The sequence below is a fragment of the Actinacidiphila yanglinensis genome, from assembly GCF_900107965.1.
GTDB classification, from domain to species: Bacteria; Actinomycetota; Actinomycetes; order Streptomycetales; family Streptomycetaceae; genus Actinacidiphila; species Actinacidiphila yanglinensis.
Window position 1 is genome coordinate 79,414 of sequence record NZ_FNVU01000031.1, and the last position, 18,407, is coordinate 97,820.

At 68.9% G+C, this 18,407-nt stretch carries 12 protein-coding genes; 2 read left to right on the forward strand and 10 right to left on the reverse strand.

The annotated features are described in order from the left end of the window. Window positions 1–57: 57 nt before the first annotated feature. From C4U44_RS39240 to C4U44_RS39270, 7 genes are all read right to left on the reverse strand, one after another. Window positions 58–975: an ABC transporter permease gene (locus C4U44_RS39240; protein WP_103890904.1), complete on the reverse strand. Its 918-nt coding sequence runs from the start codon at window positions 973–975 to the stop codon at window positions 58–60. A 124-nt stretch (window positions 976–1,099) separates the two neighbouring features. Next, a complete protein-coding gene (locus tag C4U44_RS39245) occupies window positions 1,100–2,104 on the reverse strand; it encodes a sugar ABC transporter substrate-binding protein (RefSeq protein WP_103890905.1) in 1,005 nt (334 codons plus the stop codon). Window positions 2,105–2,114: 10 nt separating this feature from the next. Beyond that, window positions 2,115–3,140 carry an ABC transporter permease gene (locus C4U44_RS39250; protein ID WP_160145206.1) on the reverse strand — a complete coding sequence of 342 codons (1,026 nt, stop codon included), beginning with the start codon at window positions 3,138–3,140 and terminating at the stop codon, window positions 2,115–2,117. After that, window positions 3,137–4,753: a sugar ABC transporter ATP-binding protein gene (locus tag C4U44_RS39255; protein WP_103890907.1), complete on the reverse strand. Its 1,617-nt coding sequence runs from the start codon at window positions 4,751–4,753 to the stop codon at window positions 3,137–3,139. The genes C4U44_RS39250 and C4U44_RS39255 overlap by 4 nt, the downstream gene beginning before the upstream one ends. Window positions 4,754–5,279: 526 nt before the next feature. Next, entirely contained in the window at window positions 5,280–6,803 is a 1,524-nt protein-coding gene (locus tag C4U44_RS39260) for a UxaA family hydrolase (RefSeq protein ID WP_103890908.1), read from the reverse strand. A 341-nt stretch (window positions 6,804–7,144) separates the two neighbouring features. Then, on the reverse strand, window positions 7,145–8,536 hold the full coding sequence (locus C4U44_RS39265) for a ricin-type beta-trefoil lectin domain protein (protein WP_200823559.1): 1,392 nt from the start codon (window positions 8,534–8,536) through the stop codon (window positions 7,145–7,147). 837 nt (window positions 8,537–9,373) lie between these two features. Next, on the reverse strand, window positions 9,374–10,861 hold the full coding sequence (locus C4U44_RS39270; protein ID WP_103890923.1) for a GMC family oxidoreductase: 1,488 nt from the start codon (window positions 10,859–10,861) through the stop codon (window positions 9,374–9,376). A 360-nt stretch (window positions 10,862–11,221) separates the two neighbouring features. Here C4U44_RS39270 and C4U44_RS39275 point away from each other — a divergent pair, with 360 nt between their 5' ends. Then, on the forward strand, window positions 11,222–12,076 hold the full coding sequence (locus C4U44_RS39275) for an oxidoreductase (RefSeq protein ID WP_103890910.1): 855 nt from the start codon (window positions 11,222–11,224) through the stop codon (window positions 12,074–12,076). Window positions 12,077–12,489: 413 nt separating this feature from the next. On the opposite strand, the gene C4U44_RS39280 is transcribed toward C4U44_RS39275, so the two are convergent. Then, window positions 12,490–14,583, reverse strand: coding sequence for an MFS transporter (locus tag C4U44_RS39280; protein WP_103890911.1), 2,094 nt, complete (start codon window positions 14,581–14,583; stop codon window positions 12,490–12,492). Window positions 14,584–14,723: 140 nt separating this feature from the next. Between C4U44_RS39280 and C4U44_RS39285 the strand changes: the two genes are divergently transcribed. Continuing rightward, on the forward strand, window positions 14,724–15,173 hold the full coding sequence (locus C4U44_RS39285) for a MarR family winged helix-turn-helix transcriptional regulator (RefSeq protein ID WP_103890912.1): 450 nt from the start codon (window positions 14,724–14,726) through the stop codon (window positions 15,171–15,173). Window positions 15,174–15,990: 817 nt separating this feature from the next. Here the strand turns inward: C4U44_RS39285 and C4U44_RS39290 are convergent. Beyond that, window positions 15,991–17,160, reverse strand: a complete 1,170-nt coding sequence (locus tag C4U44_RS39290) for a beta-propeller fold lactonase family protein (RefSeq protein ID WP_160145207.1) — start codon at window positions 17,158–17,160, stop codon at window positions 15,991–15,993. A 537-nt stretch (window positions 17,161–17,697) separates the two neighbouring features. After that, a partial coding sequence (locus C4U44_RS39295) for an Ig-like domain-containing protein (protein ID WP_146088461.1) occupies window positions 17,698–18,407 on the reverse strand: 710 nt, incomplete at its 5' end.

Consider the following 18,407-nt stretch of genomic DNA (forward strand, 5'->3'; position numbering starts at 1 on the left):
TAGGCGAATCGGCCGGCCGAAGGCAGCCGCGGGAGAGTCCGGCCACCGTCCCTCGGATCAGGCAGTGGCGGTTCGCGGCCGCACCCACCGGACAAGGCCGTCGGCGCTCGCGGCGAGGAGGATGAGCGCGCCGGTCACCATCTGCTGGTCGTAGGAGGCCAGCCCCAGCAGGCTCATCCCGTTGGAGAGGAACCCGAGGAAGAGCACGCCTATCGCAGTGCGCAGCAGGCTCCCCCGGCCGCCGAACAGGCTGGTCCCGCCCAGCACGACGCCGCCCACGACGTTGAGCAGCAGGGGGCTGCCCATGCTCGCGCCGGCCCCGGCCAGTTCGGAGGTCAGGACCACACCCGCCAGCCCCGAGAACAGGCCCGCCACCGCGTAGACGCTGGTTTTCACCCGGCCGATACTGACGCCGTTGATCCGCGCCACTTCCTCTTTGGCGCCAAGCAGCAGGACCCGGCGCCCCCAGGCCGTACGGGTCAATGCGATCTGTGCGATCACGTACAGCCCAAGCGTCATCCAGACCGCATACGGCACGCCGCCGGGACCGTCGATGCTGAAATTGATGAATCCGGCCGGCACGGGTGCGATCGTCCTCCCGTGGCTGAGCAGCGTGCTGCCGCCACTGACGACGTACAGCCCCGCGAGGGTTACCGCGAAGGGGACGACGGGCAGCTTGGCGACGAGCAGGCCCACCGCCACGCCGATGCCGGCCCCGACCAGGAGAGCGAACACGATCCCCGCCGCGACACTGTGGACGCTGGTGATGAGCCAGGCGCCCGCGACACCGCTGGCCCCGATCACGCTCCCGATGGACAGGTCGATGCCCCCGGTGAGGATGACGAACGTCGCCCCGATGGCCGCGATCGCGACCACGGTCGACTGGCTCAACACATTGACGATGTTCGACGACGTCAGCAGCCCGTCGGTGGTCACGCTGAGCACGACGATGAGCACGACGAGGGCCGGCAGCATCGAGAGGTCCGCGAACCATGCGGGCCGGCGACCCGGATCACGCAGCCAGGCCAGGGCAGCGCCGGTGCCCGGTTCCGGGGGTGCGTGGGCGGGCTCATGTGTCTGGTCCGTACCGTGGCTGGAACTAGTCACCGCAACCCCAGACTCGGGCCTTGACGGTCGCGAAGTTGGCCTGGTCCAGGGTCACACCGGCGCTGCGGACCGTCTTGGGCACAACCACCTCGGCGGCGAGCGTCGTGGTGATCGCCTGGACGGCTTCCGTGCCGAACTGGTCGACGCGGGTGGCGATGTCGGCGTCCAGGGTCTTGCCGCGGATGGCCTTGCAACCATTCTGGTCGCCGTCGATCGTCACGAGGAACACGTGCTTGGTATCACCGACCGGCGCCAGTCGCTTGGCCGTGCTCAGTGCCGACTGCACAGACGGCAGGAGGAAGTCCGAGGGGACGAAGATCGCGTTGATACCGGGGTTCTTCTGCAGCGCGTTCGAGGTGCCGTCCAGCGCCTGGGACGGGTCCCAGTCGGTGGGCACCTGGCTCACCACAGTCAGGTCGGCGTGCCCCTTGAGGGTGTTGCCGAACCCGTCCCGGCGGCCGATCGCGTTCTGGTCGGTCAGCGCGCCGACCAGTTCCAGGACCTTCAGCGGCTTGGTCCTGGCCGCCGCGATGAACTCGTCCGCCGCCAACTCGCCATCGGCATGGGGGTCGCCGGTGATCTGGAAGGAGACGTCCTGCTCGTCGGCGACCGCCCGGTCGATGGTGACGAAGGGGACGTGGCGGGCTTTGGCCAGGCTGATCGAGGACGCGATCTGCTTGCCGTCCTGGGCGATGACGATCAGGGCGTCGACACGCCGGGTCTGGATCAGGTCCTGGATCTGCGACGCCTGCTTCTGTGCGTCCTGGTCGGCGACGTCGAAGACCACCTTGTAGCCGGCCGAGGCGGCCGCCCTCTCGATGGCCGACTTCTCAGACGTGCGGACCGCGTTGAGCAAGTCGAAGCTGACCCCGATCGTGCCGTGGCCCTTCCCCGACCCTACTCCCGAGCCGGACTCGGAGGTCGGCCCGCAGGCCGCGAGCGCCAGGGTTGCCATGGCGGCCACGGCCACGCATCGGGCAACGGGGTACCGTCTCATGTGAACTCCTTCACCATTTTTTCGCCGGCTTCCGCCGGCTTGATCTGGACCTCGCCGGACGGAGTACAGTCGGCCCGACCGCCCGGGCCAGATCCCGCCACCGCATCGCGGCCGCCAGAACGGCGACGAGCAGCACCGCGCCCCGGACGATGTCGAAGACGTAGGGCGAGGCTCCCGAGAACACCAGGCCGGTCTGCGCGGTGGTGAGGACGAGCGCGCCCAGAACGGTGCCGGTGATGCTCCCCCGGCCGCCGAACAGGCTGGTGCCGCCGAGGACCACGGCGGTGACGACCGTCAGTTCGTAGCCCTGGCCGATGGACGGCTGCACCGCGCCGAGCCGGCCGGTCTGGGTGAGGGAGGCGAGCGCCGTCAGTAGCCCGGCCAGCGCGTACGCCCCGGCGGTCACCCGTCGCACCGGAAGGCCCGCATGCACGGCGGCGTCCCGGTGGGAGCCCACCGCCTGCAGATACCGGCCGAACACGGTGCGGCTGAAGAGCAGGCCCCCGCCGACGGCCGCGCCGGCCGCCAGCCATACAGGCGCGGGGACACCGAGCGCGGCTGCCGTGCCGATGCCGCGCAGGTTCGCCGCCAGGGTGATGTTCTGCTGGCCGGTGATGTGCCCGCCCGCGCCGCGGAAGACCTGGAGCGTGGCGAGCGTGACGACCAGAGCCGGCACCCGGGTCGCCGTGACCGCGATGCCGTTGACCAGCCCCATGCCGACGCCGGCCGCCGTGACCGTGAGGAAGACCAGGCCGGCCGGTACGCCGGCCAGGGCGTGGCTGGACTCGATCGCGGCCGCCAGGAAGAGCATCGAGCCGACGGACAGATCGATGCCCGCCGTGATGATCACGTAGGTGGCACCTACGGCGGCAATGGTCAACGGGCTTGCCTGGACGGCGATGTTGCGGAAGTTCGCGGTGCTGGCGAAGTCGCCGTAGGACACGGACAGCGCGAGCAGCAGGACCAGGAGGACGAGCAGCAGCGGCTGCCGCGCACCAGCGAGGAGAGCGTCGCGGACCCGGGTAGCCGGCTTCATCGCCCGCCGCCCGTGGCGAGCCGTATGACCGCTTCCTGGGTGGCCTGCGAGCGGTCCAGGACCCCTGCCAGCCTGCCGTCGTGCATGACCCCGACGCGATGGCTGAGGCCGAGCACCTCCTCCATCTCCGAACTGATCAGCAAGATCGCGGAACCTGCCTGGGCCAGGTCGATGAGCAGGCGGTGGATCTCCGCCTTCGCACCCACGTCGATGCCCCGGGTCGGCTCGTCCAGGATGATCAGCCTGGGTCTGCCGGCCAGCCATTTGCCGATCACAATCTTCTGCTGGTTCCCTCCGCTCAGCGAACGGCCGCCCGACTCGAGCCCACCGCGGGCAACCAGCCGCACCTTGGCGGCGAGCTCCCGGGTGAGGCGGCGTTCCGCGCCCCTCCTGAGCCAACCGCCCCATCGCGAAACGGATACCGAGCCGAGGACGACATTCGACAGGCTCTCCCGGATGGGGCGGTCGAGGAACAACCCCTCGTGTGCACGGTCCTCGGTGACGAACGCCATTCCAGCCGCTATCGCAGCACGCACATCGCCACGGCGCAGCGATTTCCCGTCGACCTCGATCTGCCCTGCGTTTCCGCCGAGTCCGAATACCGCCCGGGCGACTTCGGTGCGGCCGGAACCCATGAGCCCCGCCAGTCCGAAGATCTCCCCTTGGGCGATGTCGAACGAGATCCCGTGAACCCGCGCGTTGTCGTCCAGATTGCGCACCGACAGCATGACGTCGGGGCGGGGTTGGGGAAGGGCAGGATATCCCTGGGCCAGTTCATGGCCCACCATGAGCAATTCGATTGCCGCGCGGTCCAGTTCGCCCGTCGGCCGGTCGCCGACGACGTGCCCGTCCCGCATCACCACCACGCGCCCGCCGAGTCTGGCGATCTCCTCCAGGTAGTGGGAGATGTAGAGCACCGCTACTCCGTCGTCACGCAACTGCTCGACGATCTGCATGACCAGCTCGCGCTCGTCGAGGTTCAGCGAGGCGGTTGGCTCATCGAAGACGACCGCGCGCGGGTCGGCGGCCAGCGCCTTGGCGATCTCGACGAGTTGGCGTTGCCCGGCGGCCAGGTCCCGCACCGCCGTGTCGGGGCCAAAGCGGGCTCCGACACGCTGAAGGAGGGGGGCCACGATCCGCCGCAGCCGCCTGGGCCGTACGACCGGCGACCGCCCGGTGCGAAGCCGCTCGATGAGGATGTTCTCGGCAACCGTCAGGTCCGGGAAGAGGCTGGTCTCCTGGTGCACGGTGGCCACACCGGAGTGCTTGGCGCCGCGCGTGCCGGCGGCGGGCACGGTCCCGCCGAACTCGACCCGTCCGGCGTCGGGCCGCAGGATGCCGCCGATGATGTTCTTCACCGTGGACTTGCCCGCGCCGTTCTCGCCTGCCAGGGCGACGACCTCACCGCCAGCGACGGTGAACGACACGTCCTGGACCGCCACGACGCCGCTGAACGACTTCGACACGTTGCGCACCGCGATCGCCGGCGCCTGGCTTGTCATCCTCGGCTCGCAATCCGAGCGATCGGGCCGACCCGCGCCGGCGACGCGCATCGTGCTGTCGCGGCAGCCGGGCAAGAGGTGCCCGGCGCCGATCTGGCGATCCGCCCCCATTGCTCAGTCATGCTTCCTCCGTGGAGTTCCGGTCCTCGTACGTCGACGGGCTCGCCGCCTTCGGCCGTCGCGCCCTTGTACACGCCGAATGGAATGACAGGGGTCGGTCCTCGGTACCGCTCTTCTCCCGGCACCGAATTCCCGCTCGTCAAGATGCATCGACGCTAGGCCCCCGGTGTCGTGTGTGTGAAGTTCGTGTTTCAGCAGGCGTCGATCCGTTAACCAGATCGACCTTCCGTCCACGGTCGGTGCCGTGGGAGAGGGCATGGCTCTGCACCGCGCCGCGAGTGCGGTGCAAAGTGCCCTGTCCCGGCGATTCACGCGGACCGTCGGCGAGTCCCGTGCGTTCGCTGTGAGGCGATCGGAGGGCCGGTGACGGGAGGTCAGTCGGTGGCGCGCGTGGGGAGTTGCCAGCCGGTCATCTCGTCCAGGACCTCGTGCACGTACCGGTAGGGCTTGGCCGTAGCCCGGGCCATGACGAGTTCGCACGTGCGGGGGCGGGCCGGGTACGGTCAGCGGATGCCGATCACAGCACCGCGCCCATCCGCCAGGGCGTGATCTCCTCTGTGCCGAACCCGAGTTGCTCGGCCTTGGTCGGGAGTCCGGACGCCGTGTCCACGATTGCCTCGAACAGCAGTCGGCCGGCCGTCAGGTGTTGCCGGGAGGTCGTCGCCCGGCCGCCGTCGAAGTCGATGTCCCCGCTCATGGCCTGGTACAGCCCGGTGGTGGTGCTGACTCGCACGCACGGGGTCGGGCGGGAGCCGAACAGCGAGCCGGTGCCGGTGACGGAGGCGAGCAGCGTCGCTCCTCCGGCGACCATGCCCGTCGCGGAGACCGGGTCGTGCCCGGGGGTGTCCATGAGGGTCAGTCCGGCGCGAGTCACCGGATCGGCGTACCTGACGACGCGCTCAACCGGGGCGGTGCCGGCCTTCAGTACGGCGGCCAGTGACTTCTCCCGAAGCGTGGTGATGCCGCCGGCCCGGTCCTCCCACGAGGGCTCGACGTCCGGGCCGGCGCCGTCGCAGGAGGCGTATTCCCGCCACCACGCGAGGAGTTCGTCGATACGGGCGGCGACGCGGGAGTCCGCAGCTCGGCGGCGCAGGAGGTGCGCCGCGCCATGGAGTTGCGGGATCCCGCCGAGGACCACCCGCCCGCCCGCGGCCACCAGCAGATCGGCGGCGACCCCCACCGCGGGGTTCGCGGTGGTCCCGGACCAGGCGTCGCCGTCGCCGCACAGCAGTCCGATGGTGAGTTCGGTCAAAGGAACCGGCGCCCTGCGCAACGTCCTTATGTCGGCGACGAGTTCGGCGACCTGGGCGAGGGCCGCCCGCACCGCCGCTGCCGTGCCGCCGACGTCCTGGATGGTCACGGTGGTGTCCGCCGCGTCGGCGAGCGCGTTCCCCGGCTGGTTGATCTCGCAGCCGAGGCTGATCACAACGGCCCCCATCACGTTGGGATGCATGGCGTATCCGTGGAGCGTGCGGCGCAACAGGCCATCGCCCGGCGTCCCTTCGGCCATCCCACAGCCCAGGTCGTGGGAGAGCGCGATGACGCCGTCCAGGCCGGGCACCCCGGCGTGTTCGCGGTGGGCGGCCTGCGCGACCATCCGGGCCACGGTGGCCGAGCAGTTCACGGTGGGCACGATCGCGATGTAGTTCCGGGTGGCACCCCGACCGTCGGGGCGGCGATAGCCGAGGAAGTGGTCGCGGGTCGGGGCGACCGGCGGGGCCCAGGCTGACCGGGCAGGCCACGCGCCCTCACCGGCGTAGTCCGGGGCCGGCCCGAGGTTGTGCAGGTGGACGTGATCGCCAGGCCCGATGTCGGTCAGCGCCACCCCGATGACCTCGCCGTGTTTACGGACCGGCTGTCCGGCGGCGACCGCGCGCACTGCCACCTTGTGTCCTGCCGGGATGTCCGCGGCGGCCGGCATCGCCCCGTCCCCGACCACGACCGGAGCCCTGCCCGGCGCCTCACCGAGGACCAGTCCGACGTCGTCGACGTCCGGGCAGAGGACCAGCGGCCGGACCGGCGCGACGACTTCCCGGTTCATGCGCGCATTCCCCCTGCGAAGCGGTCGTTCCGGAAGGGATTGGGGCCCGGAGGGGGCCCTGGAGAGCGAGTCGTCATGTCACTGACCGTAAATTCCCGTTCCGGAAATCCCAAGTGCGAGAACCGGCAGGCATCCATCCGGATTACGGATACGTTCTCCGGGAAACGGGATGTCTTCGGAAACGGCATCGACGGTCGGGAGTCGGCGGCTCGCGGGAGGCCGTTCCCGGTACGCGGGAGGCCGTTCCCGGTACGCGGTCGGCGGTTCGCGGGAATACGCGCCGCCGGTCGCGGTGGACGTTCCCGTGACCGGCGGCGCGCGTGCACGGTGACGATCCTCGGCTACAGGGTCTGCCACTTCTGGTTGTCGCCGTTCCCGCAGGACCAGAGCTGGACGTTCTGCTCGCTGTACAGGTCAGCGTCCAGGCAGAGCTTGGAGCCGGCGTTGCGGATCGTCCCGTCGGAGAACTGGTACCACTGCTGCCCGGCGCCGCCCTGACAGTCATTGATGACGACGTGGGTGCCGTTGGTTGTGCCGGAACCTGCCGCGGTCAGGCACTTCGCCCCGTTGTAGACGGTGATCGTCCCGTCGGACTGCCTCGTCCACTGCTGGTTGTCGCCGCTGCCGCAGCCCGTGACCTGGAGCTGGACGCCGTTGGCCGGGGACGCGCCGGGCACGTCGAGGCAGGCGTCGTAGCCGACGTTCCGCAGCCGGCTCGTGTCCGAAGTGGGCGTGCCCCAGGCGTACTCGAGCCGGCCCACGGCGGTGGGATTCGGCACCCACAGCGGCAGGTTCTCGGCGCTGCCGCTGTCGAAGCCGCTGAAGAGCCGGAGGATGTTCAGCGAGTCGTGGTCCGGGCTCGTGGTCCTGCCGCCGATGCCGTGGCACCAGATGGCACCGAGGTTGTACTCGCGTATGACGTCGGTGATGGCCCTCAGGAACGCGACTTCCTTGGGAGTGGTGGCACTTGGGGAGGCGTCGTAATTGATGCCGTTGTCCGCGTCGGCTCCGAACTCCTCGATGACGGTGCGGGAGGGGCAGTTCCCCATGTAGGTCTTGATGTCGTTGACCCAGTCGTCGTAGCTCCGCGCGCCGTAGGGGAAGGCGTAGCGGTGCATCGCAAGGTAGACGCCGTCGAACCGGGAGTCACCGCACAGCGGTCGCAGGTCGCTGCCCCAGCCGCCCGAGTCGGCCTCTGCGCCCTCGATGAACATCCGGTTCCTGGGCAGGCCGTTCGCGCTCTCGCGGGTGATCCAGTTCGACGCGAAGTCCAGCCACTGGGTCGTGGTGAAGCCGACCGGCTCGTTCATCGGGTCGAAGTAGACCAGCGGGTTGGACAGGTACTTGGCGACCTCCGTGTCCCACATCTGGTTCCAGGTGGGCAGGTAGCTGTCGGCGATCTTATTGCTGCCGTCCTCGGACCAGTAGCACAGGATGACCTTGAAGCCCTTGGCCGTCGCGGCGTCGATCACGGCGTCGTAGGTGTGCCAGTTGGCGGTGGCCGGGTTCATCGGCAGTCGGACGGTGTTCGCGCCCAGCGTGCTCTGGAATGTCGCGAACATCGCGTCCGCCTTGGTCCTGGCCGAGTTGTAGTCGTCGTTGGCGGACAGCCCCTGCAGCACGAGCCGGTCGGGGGTGAAGTTGTCGCCGAGGCGCGACCAGTGCACGCCGTGGAACTGGCTGGGGTCGAGGCCGCTGTCGGCGGCGGCGGGGGATGCGGTGGACAGCGTCATGAGCGGCACCGTAGTCAGCATGGCCAGGGCGCAGAGCATCCACGTCAAGGCCCGGCGATGGAGGCTGGTGCGCGTGGAGACGGGTGCGGTGGCGGAGGCGGCGGCGGGGTGGACGGCAAGGGGGGTGGGGGGTGGCATGACTTCCTCTCCGGCTTGGCGCGCGAGAGTGGCCCAACGTGGCCGTGAATTCGCCGCAACGCGCCGTTGACAAGGTGGAAACGAAGTTATCCGCGCTTGCCCTTTGCGTCGATCGCGTCTTTCGGAACACTCGGATCCGTGTGACGAATAGCAGTCATGCCATATTGCGGAGGGGCTGGTGGAGCCGTCCGAAGAAGGAGGGGTGGAGCAAGGCGTCGGAGCGGCGTCAGGGAGAGCACGCCGGGGGCGGTGAGCGCGCCGGTGTGGTCGTCGGCGATCGGGACCGTGGCGCCGTTGCCCTGGACGCGGCAGCCGTCGGGGAGTTGGATGCCGGGGGCAAGGGTGTGGGTCGCGCCGGGCGCACGCCGCCCCTGCACCGCCCGGGGTTCTGCCGCCCCGATTCGACCCGCTGAGGCGCTGGATCGCCCCGCCGGGCGGACCGGCGGGGCGGACGGTGACGTGTGGCGGGCGCCGCTGCGTCACCTCCGGAAGTGCGCGGCTCGACTTGCGGAAGTGCGGAGCTCGACGTGCGGAAAGTGCGTTACTGGCGGATCGCCTCCGGCGCGAGTCCGGTGGTCTCCTCCTGGGCGACGTGTGCGGGTCCGCCGTCGCCTGCCGCGCCGCCGCGGCACCCGCCGGGCTGCGCCAAGGGCGCGTGGGAGATGCCGGACAGCGGCCGGCGACTGCGACGGTCCGCCGTCAGTAGGCGAGCCGGGCGATGTGTTCGGCAGCCATGATCACCGTGAGGTTGGGTGCCGCGCTGATCGGGTCCGGGAGGATCGAGGCGTCCACTACGCGCAGCCCGGTGAGCCCGCGGACATTGCCGAGCCGGTCCACGACCGCACGCGGGTCGTCGTCGGGGCCCATCGGCGCGCTGGCGATCGGGTGTCCGTAGGATTCGATCGTGGCCTTCACCGCGCCTTCGAGATCGGCGTCGCTCGTCGCCGTCGCGCCGGGGCTGAGCTCGTTGTCGATGATCTCGGCCAGCGGAGAGGTGGCGGCGATACGCCGGGCCAGCCGGATGCCCTCGATCAGCCGCGCGCGGTCCTCAGCAGTGGCCAGCATGTTGAGATCGATGCGTGGGGCCAGGTCCGGATCGCGACCGGCCAACGTCAGCGTTCCGGTCGAACTCGGGTGCATCATGCCGACCGCGATCACGAATCCGGCGCCGGTCGGGCTCTGCGACGGATCGAACGTGTGCTGCGCGATGAGGTGGAGGTCGAGCTCGCCCGGATCGGCATGCGAACTGGCAGTCCACACGAGGGAACCGACCGCCGGGGCGACCGCCCCGATCAGCTCCGGGCGGGCTGCGTAGGCGACGTAGTAGAACAGTTGGTCGACCAGGCTCTTGCCGACGGGCAGATCGGCCACAACCGGAATCCCCAGCGCTTGCAGGTCCGCCGAAGGCCCGACACCGGAACGCAGCAAGAGGGCCGCACTGCCGTAGGTGCCAGCCGAAAGTACCACTTCGGCCGCCTGCACGACCGTGCCGTCGGCGAGTACCACGCCCGTCGCCCGCGATCCGGTGAACGCGACACGGTCGACCAGGACGTCACCGCGGATCTCCAGGTTGGGCCGCCGACGCACCCCACTGTCGAGATAGGCCATCCCGGTGTTGATCCGGATGCCGTCCACGACGTTCTTCGTGAACGCGGCCGCGCCCTCCGGTGACGCGCCGTTCACGTCGCTGGTCTTCACGATCCCGTTGGCCGCGGCCGCGTCGATGAACGCCTGCTGAACGGGGGTCAGCTCGTCATACCCGAGCTGGCGCACCGGCAGCGGCCCGCTGCGCCCGTGCCAACGGTCCTCGCCGCTGGGGGTGTTCTCCAGGGTGCGGTAATCGGGGAGCACCTCCTCGAACGTCCAGCCCCCGAGCCCCCGGTCGGCCCACCGGGCGAAGTCCGCGGGCAGGGCCCGCACCGCGGCGCCGCCGTTGACCGCGGAACTCCCGCCGAGGACCTTTCCGCGGAAGGCGGCGACGGGACGGCCGATGACACCGGGCTCGGTCATGTAGCCCCAGTCATGCCCGGTGAAGCCCCCGACCACGTCGCTGTCGGCGACCTTGTCCGGGTAGCCGTCGGGCGGATAGGCCGGGCCCGCCTCAAGCAGCAGCACACGACGCTGAGGGTCCTCACTCAACCGCGCGGCGAGCACTGCGCCGGCAGATCCGCCGCCCACGATCAGCACGTCGTACCGCGGACCTGCCCCTTCGCTGGACGAGCTGGACATTTCGTCTCCTAGGCTCTCGCGTCGGTCGATCCGGCGTCAGCCTCGCGGACCGCCGGGGAAGATCAGGAAACCACCGTAAGCGTCGCGGCGGCCGCGCGACCGCCTCGTCGGGGGCGCCGTCCGGGTGGTTGTCCGAGGCGCTGTGGCCGGGGCGGGTACCTGCCTGTAGCCCTTGGCACAGCGCAACACCGCGGCGGGGGTGAGTCACCCGCCGCATGACCGTCGCGGCCCCATCCCGCGGGTGCGCGGTCGCCCGCCGGGCGGTGCCCGCGGTGCATCTCTTGCAGACAGGCACACGACAGGAACGGGAGAACCCCCATGGCAGCCACAACCCCGCTGCGGACCATCACACTCGCGGACGACCTGACCATCACCCGCATGGGATACGGGGCCATGCAACTGGCCGGCCCCAACGTGTTCGGGCAACCCAAGGACCGCGATCAGGCGGTCGCCGCGGTGGAAGCCGGCATCACGCACATCGACACCAGCGACTTCTACGGTCCGGCCGTGGTCAATGAACTGATCAAGGAGGCTCTGCACCCGTACCCCGAGGGCCTGCACATCGTCACCAAGGTCGGGGGCCGCCGCGACGATACGGGCGGCTGGGTCCCCGCGCACGACCCGAAGGACCTGAAGGCACAGGTCCGCGAGAACCTCCAGCACCTGGGCCTCGAGACCCTGGACGTGGTCAACCTGCGCACGTGGGCGCTCGATGTCCCCAATGACGACTCGATCGCCGAGCCGTTCAGCGCGCTGAACGAGTTGCGGGAGCGGGGACTGATCCGCCACCTGGGTCTGAGCGGTGTGTCCGACGCGCAGCTGACCGAGGCCCAGGCCATCGCGCCGGTCGTGACCGTACAGAACCTCTACAACCTGGCGAAGCGCGAGGACGACAGGCTTGTGGACCGGTGCGCAGCCGAGAACATCGCGTATGCCGGATTCTTCCCGCTCGGCGGATACAGCCCGCTGCAGTCCCAGGAGCTGACCGATATCGCCGACCGGCTCGGTGCCACCCCCCAGCAGGTGGCACTGGCCTGGCTGCTGCAGCGCTCGCCCACGATGGTGGTGATCCCCGGCACCTCCTCCGTCGGCCACCTGCGCGAGAACATCGCCGCGGCCGACCTGGCCCTGCCGGCGGACGCGGTCGCCGCCCTCGACGCCATCACCCGCTGATGGTGCTCATTGAAAGCGGTCCGTTCGGATTTCCGCGAATCCCCGTGTCAGCCGGTGGAACGGACGATCGTTTCTTCGCGTTCTTTCGTCTCGTGGCGCTCAAGTCGGTTGAAGATGTGCTGTTTTCAGGGGATCGGTGTGCGTGTTGCACAGGGCAGCAAGACGCTCGACGGGTTGGCGGTGGAGGCGGTGTCCACGTGTCGACCGGGTTGGTGCCCGGCTCCGCCGCGGTGGAGAAGACCTGTCACCAGCGCCGCGCCTGCCTGCGCGAGCAGGAGGAGGAGGTCTGGAACCCCGGATCGCTGTCGTGGTGTGGATCGAGAGGACCTACCACCGACACCGCAGACAAGCCTCCCTCGTTGGCTCACCGCCGGCTCTGGACTCGCCGAGCCCGATGCCGGTCCGTGCTGGCGTCAGGCGGCGCAGAGGGTCTTGAGGTCACCGGTGTTGAGGATGTCGGCTTGGTGCGGGAAGACCTTGTCGATCAGTATGCGGTGGACCTCGGGGTCCGGGTCGGAGGTGGCGTCCGCGAGGACGAAAAGGCGGTAGTCCTGATCAGCCGCATCCCGCAGGGTGGAGAGTACGACGCCTGAGGTCGATATGCCGGCGACGATGAGTGTGTCGACACCCTTGGCGTGCAGTTCGCCGTGGAGGTCGGTGCTGCTGAAGGCGCCGAAGCGCGTCTTGCGCACGACGATGTCGTCGTCGTGCACGTCGAGCGAGCCGTGCACTTCGGTCTCCGGACTGCCGTCGAGCAGAAACCCGTTGTCGGCGACCGCCGCGAAGGCCTTGTTGTGCGCGGGAACCTGGGCAAAGTCCTGCGGGGTGAAGGCGACGCGTACGTATACGACCTGGACCTCGTTGTCCCGTGCCCAACCCAGCGCCTGCCGCGCGTGGTCGAGTACCGGCTCGGCGTCGGGAATGGCGTCCAGGACCACGCCCTGATAGTCCATCAGCAGCAATGCGGTCCGAGACGGGACGATGGTCGGGGCGGCGCTGGACACAGGCATGGGGATGCTCTCCTTGCGAGGTGAAGGGATTTCGTCCGACGCCGGCTTCAGGCGCCGGTCGAACACGGTCATCAGCAGTACGACGGCGCCAATGGCGATGAGAATGAGCGACACGTGGTGCAGACCCGAATCGCTCACGTGGGAGCGGAACGCGATGCCAGTGAGCGTCGCCGAGGCGATCGAGCCCACGTAGCCGAAGGTGCGCAGCAGGCCGGAGGCGGTGCCGAGCTTCTCGGGGGGCGCTTCGCGGTACAGGGCGGTCTGGTTGGACAGGTTGCTGATGCCCGACATGATGCCGAACACCGCGGTGACGCCGATGACGGCGATGACCGGTGTGGAACTGGTCAGGAACAGCGCCGCCGTCGAGCCGAGCACAAGCAGCACCGCCGCCGCGATCAGCGGCGTGCGGACGCTGACGCGGTTCGTGACGAGCCGGGCCGCGACCGCCGAGAGCAGGCCCATCGGGAGCAGTGCGAGCCCTGCGGCGTATGCAGACAGTCCGTGTGCGGCCTCGAGCCACTGGGTCAGGCCATAAAGCATGGTGTAGACGCCCAGCAGGCTCAGCCCGCTCCGCAGATAGGTGCGGGTCAGCGCACCGTTCGAGGCGAGCAGCCGCACGTCGAGGAATGGGTTCGTCGCGCGCAGCGACCATCGGACAAGCGCGGCAGCGAACACGACGGTAAGGGCAAGCGCCCCCCACTGCGGGTCGGGCAGTGAGAGCAGGAAAACGAGTAGCGATGTCATGGTGGCCCCGAAGCCCACGATGCCGGGCGCGTCGATGCGTGCGAGGACCTCGCGCGGCGCGCGGCCCCTGATGACGTCGGAGTCCTTGGCGATCCAGGCCAGTGCCATCGCGAAGGTGAGGATCGTGAAGGGCACGTTGACCAGGAATGCGGCGCGCCAGCCGAACCAGCCGACGAGCATGCCGCCGATCGCCGGGCCGACCGCCACGGTAACGGCGCCCGCGATGGCCAGGCTGCCGAGCACTTTACTGGGAGGCACGTTGAGCCCGATCGCGGTGGCGCGCCGACGGATCAGCAGCATCGCGGAGGGGTAACCAGCGGAAGTGCCCAGTCCGATCAGGACGCGCGCGACGACAAGCACCCGCAAGTCGGTCGCGACGCCTCCGAGCATGCCGCCCAGGAAGACGACGACGATTCCGACGAGGAACACCCGGCGGGGGCCGAACTCCTCGGACAGGCGTCCCGCGGTCGGCTGGGCGATTGCGCTGGTCAGGTACAGACATGAGATCAGGATCGCCGTTTGGCTGACGCTCACGCCCACCGAGGCGGCGATGGCGACCAGGGCGGTAGCGATCACCGAGCTGTTCACGGGATTGAGTGTCGCGCCCATGAGCAGCGGTGCGACGAACCGCGGACCGAAAGGTCGCCGACGCCACGACTCCGCGTCCGGCGTGTCCGCGTCAGTGCTGGCCCGGACGTCGCCATCCGGAATGCGCCCGTCGGATCTGGCACCGGTACGGCTGGTCGAACCCATGACGAAACCCCCTTTCGTACTCGAGTGGATCGGACGGTGAGACCGTCGCCGGGCCCGAGAGCTCCGGCGCCGCGATGAGATTGTCAGGCTCCCTGACAACTAATATAGCAGGCTGCCTGCCTATCTGCTACCGTCGATTCATGGGCGCCGACGAAGAGCTGGTGAACGAGACCGCGGTCGAGCTGACGACGGCGATGATGCGGCTGCGAGCACGGCTGCGCAGCGAGAGCGCGCCGGACGAGATGCCCTGGACGTGGTCGCAGCTCACCACCCTGGGCCGTGTCGTCGAACTGGAGCCGACGACGACAAGCGCACTCGCGCAGGCCGAGCACGTGCGCCGGCAGTCGATGGCGGAGACACTCTCCGCGTTGCGCGCCCATAACCTGATCACATCCGAGCAGGACCCGAGCGACGGACGCAAAGTGCTGATCAGCGCCACACCTGAGGGACGCGCGCTGATAGCGACGATCCCAGCGGCCCGGGAAGCGTGGCTGGCCGGCGCACTACGGCGGCTGCTGCAGCCCGGCGAGCAGCAGGTGCTACTGCAAGCGGCCGCAATCATGATCAGGGTCGCCGATGCCGAGAGCTGAGTGCCGAGTGCTGACCGCCGAACAACCGGAGGCGTCGTAGCCAGAACCACATAGACGGAACACCTGGGCAGTGCGTATCGCCAGCAACTTCCCCAGCATGAGCGGGTGTCGGTTTTCAAGAACCGCAGCCGAATCGATCTGGTGCGCTATCGGGCCTTCAACGGCGGCCTGCTGACGCTCCAGCTCTCGAGCTCGCACGCGAGTCCGCCAGCCCGGGTCCGGCTCAGCAGCGCAACCGGGAGAGGCAGGTAGCGGCCAGCGCCGGCGGCCGGCTTCAGCCAGTGTTGGACGAACTTTTGATGCGCTGCTCGACCGGTACCGCGAACTGGACGACGTCGTCGACGCGCTGATCGCTCATCCGGAACGGGCGGGGCGCCAAGGACTGGGTCCCCCATCACCTGTACACCCAGCACAACGCCGCTGTACCGACGTATTGCGCGCCTATCGGATGTATCACATCGCCGTCTTCAACGACCTGAACCACTGCACCTGATGGACCACCGCGTGGGAAGTGGGGCCAACGGGCCCCACCGCGAAAGCCCCCAGGGCTTCCGCACGCGGCGAAAGGTGCCCGATGTCGAACAGCCGAGCGTGAAGAACGCCCGCACGGTATGAAGCGGCCGAGCCTGGAAACGGAGTAATCAGTCACCGCACCAGCCCGTCCTGTGCAGGCAGGTACGCGTTGAGGAGCGCGTGAGGGCCCCCTGGCCGCCGGCTGCGACGCCGCATTGATGACCAGGCCAAGGGGCCCTCACACAGATCAGGATCGGTCGAGCGCCGGAGTATGTGCGTCACAAGTCTCCATGGGCGCGCCCTGCTAGCCGATGGCGACTCCGGCCGGGCCGGCGCCCACAGGGACGGTGGTCAGCTTGCGGTTGCGGCTTGCGTCGATGACGGACACGTCGTCGGAAAGGAGGTCCGTCACGTAGACCCGCCCGCGGGCCGGAAGCGTCGCCACGCCGAGCGGAGCGTCACCGACCGGGACGGACGCGATGACTGTGTTCCTCGATGTGTTGATGACCGAGACCGTGTTCTCCCCCTGATTGGCGACGTAGGCCCGGTCGCGAGAGGGGTCAAGCCCGATCCCGTAGGGGCTGGCGCCGACAGTGATGGTCGAACTCACCGTGTTACCCGTCGTGTTGATCACGGACACCGTATTCGAGGCCAAGTTGGTGACGAAGGCTTTGCGGCCGGACGGGTCCACGGCCACTCCGACCGGAGTACTCCCGACCGGGATGGTCGAACTCACCTGGTCAGTAAGGGTGTTGATGACGGAGACGGCATTGGTGGCGATGTTGGTGACGTAGGCGCGCCCGCGAGACTCGTCGACCGCAACCCCGAACGGGTTACCGCCCACGTTGACTGTTTCGGCGAGGGTCTGGTTGGCGGTGTTGATCACCGAGACCGTGCCACCGACGTCGTCCGCCACATAGACCCGCCCGCGGCGCTCGTCGACGGCGACACCGAATGGCCCGGTGCCCACCGCTACCGTGCTGGTCACCCTGTTGGTGAGCGTGTCGATGACCGATACGTCGTCGGAGCCGTGGTTGGTCACGTAGGCACGGCGGTGCCTGGGGTCGATGGCGATGCCGAACGGAGAAGTGCCAACCGGGATGGTCGCCGTCACTCGGTTGGTGGCGGTGTCGATGACTGACACATCGTTCGAGCTCTGGTTCACGACGTAGGCGCGCGGCGCGGGGCGGGGGTATCCGCTGCCCGCGGTGTCCGCAACTTGCGACTGCGCCCCACCGGCGGCCGAGCCCGCATTCGTGCCCACCGTTCCCGTCCCGGTCGAGCCGGTCCTGGCCGAGGCCCGAACTTCCGCGTGGCCCGCCGAAGCCTGAGCTGCGGTCGCCGGAACCAGCAGCGAACACAACACTGCCGCCGAGCCCAGAGCCCACCGCTTGCGTTGCCCTTCGATGACGCTGAACCTACGGTGATGCGGCACCGCGCGTTTCTCCGACATTGCGTGGAAGAAATCCATCATCTCTCCTGACGGGATGAGCTCGCTGATGAGGCGAGAACAAAGACCGGGAGCGAGGGTCGCCATATGTGTTTCGTGCGTCCGTTCGCCAGTGAGGATCCTGCTATGGGCTTTCACTGCCCGCCAGGCAGGCTCGCCCGGAGGAAAGGACACACTCAGTGACGGGCGGTGCGAGGAGGAACAGGGTTCGGGCAGGGTGGGGACATCTGCCGATCGGCCAACCATCCCTGGGGGGAAGGAAATTGGGATTCCTGAACAGTGGCGCTTCACTCCCACCGAAGCGGCGCATCGGGAGGGCGCGAATTCATCGATGCGTCCGCGAATGCAACCATTCCCTACAAACGGAGCCGCCCAGGTCTCCGAGGGTTCACTCTATGAGCGGGGTGCCATCCTGGTGAGGCGGGGCGGCCCCTTCCTGGGTGCCCCGCCTCTGACCGGTCCGTTCATGCCGGCCATTCTTGATGGTCCTTTCCCTCGCCTCCGGATAACGAGAACGGCTGAGGAGCGTTCAGAGCCCAGCGATCGGATGGGCTCCGGGCCTCACGCGAGGACGAGTGATGCCGTGGCCGTTGAGGAGCCGAAGGCGGCTGTTCCGGCGAAGGTCGCCGTGTAGCGACTTCCGGACCGGATGATCGTCTGCGGGCTCACGGTTGCGTTGCTGAGGACAGCGACTCCACTCGCGTTGGTGACGGCGGTGCCCAGGGTGGTGGTGCCGACCTTGTAGGTGATCGTCTGGCCGGGTACCGGCAGGCCGGAACTCAGCACTGTAAGGGTTGCCGAGAGCGGCGAGATGTGGGCCAGTCCGTCACCGCCGATGGTGGCGGTCCCCGGGCTCGCAGTGAGATGCGTTGCCGCAGGGGCCCCACTCGTCACCGTCTGGATGACCGGCGCAGAGGTCGAGCCGTTGAATTGGGCGCTGCCGCTGTAAACGGCAGTGAGGCTGTGGGCGCCGACCGCCAGGGTGCTGGTGGTGAGGATGGCGGTGCCGCCGCTAAGGGTCGCGGTGCCCAACAACGTAGCCCCGTCGAAGAAGCTCACCGTACCCGTCGGGGTACCGGCGCCCGGCGGCACCGCAGTCACCATCGCGGTGAACGTGACGAGTTGTCCGAAGGTTGAGGGGTTGGGCGCCGAGGCCAGGTTCGCGGCCGTGTTCGCCTTGGTGACGGTCTGGGTGTCGATGGGTGAGGTGGAGCCGGTGAACTGGGCGCTGCCGCTGTAGACGGCGGTGAGGTTGTGCGAGCCGACGGTCA

Coding starts and splice junctions, on each gene's coding strand:
- C4U44_RS39280 (WP_103890911.1), bottom strand. CDS start 14,583: ATGGGTTCGACCAGCCGTACCGGTGCCAGATCCGACGGGCGCATTCCG.
- C4U44_RS39265 (WP_200823559.1), bottom strand. CDS start 8,536: ATGACGCTGTCCACCGCATCCCCCGCCGCCGCCGACAGCGGCCTCGAC.
- C4U44_RS39260 (WP_103890908.1), bottom strand. CDS start 6,803: ATGAACCGGGAAGTCGTCGCGCCGGTCCGGCCGCTGGTCCTCTGCCCG.
- C4U44_RS39285 (WP_103890912.1), top strand. CDS start 14,724: ATGGGCGCCGACGAAGAGCTGGTGAACGAGACCGCGGTCGAGCTGACG.
- C4U44_RS39255 (WP_103890907.1), bottom strand. CDS start 4,753: ATGGGGGCGGATCGCCAGATCGGCGCCGGGCACCTCTTGCCCGGCTGC.
- C4U44_RS39290 (WP_160145207.1), bottom strand. CDS start 17,160: ATGATGGATTTCTTCCACGCAATGTCGGAGAAACGCGCGGTGCCGCAT.
- C4U44_RS39240 (WP_103890904.1), bottom strand. CDS start 975: ATGCTGCCGGCCCTCGTCGTGCTCATCGTCGTGCTCAGCGTGACCACC.
- C4U44_RS39275 (WP_103890910.1), top strand. CDS start 11,222: ATGGCAGCCACAACCCCGCTGCGGACCATCACACTCGCGGACGACCTG.
- C4U44_RS39245 (WP_103890905.1), bottom strand. CDS start 2,104: ATGAGACGGTACCCCGTTGCCCGATGCGTGGCCGTGGCCGCCATGGCA.
- C4U44_RS39250 (WP_160145206.1), bottom strand. CDS start 3,140: ATGAAGCCGGCTACCCGGGTCCGCGACGCTCTCCTCGCTGGTGCGCGG.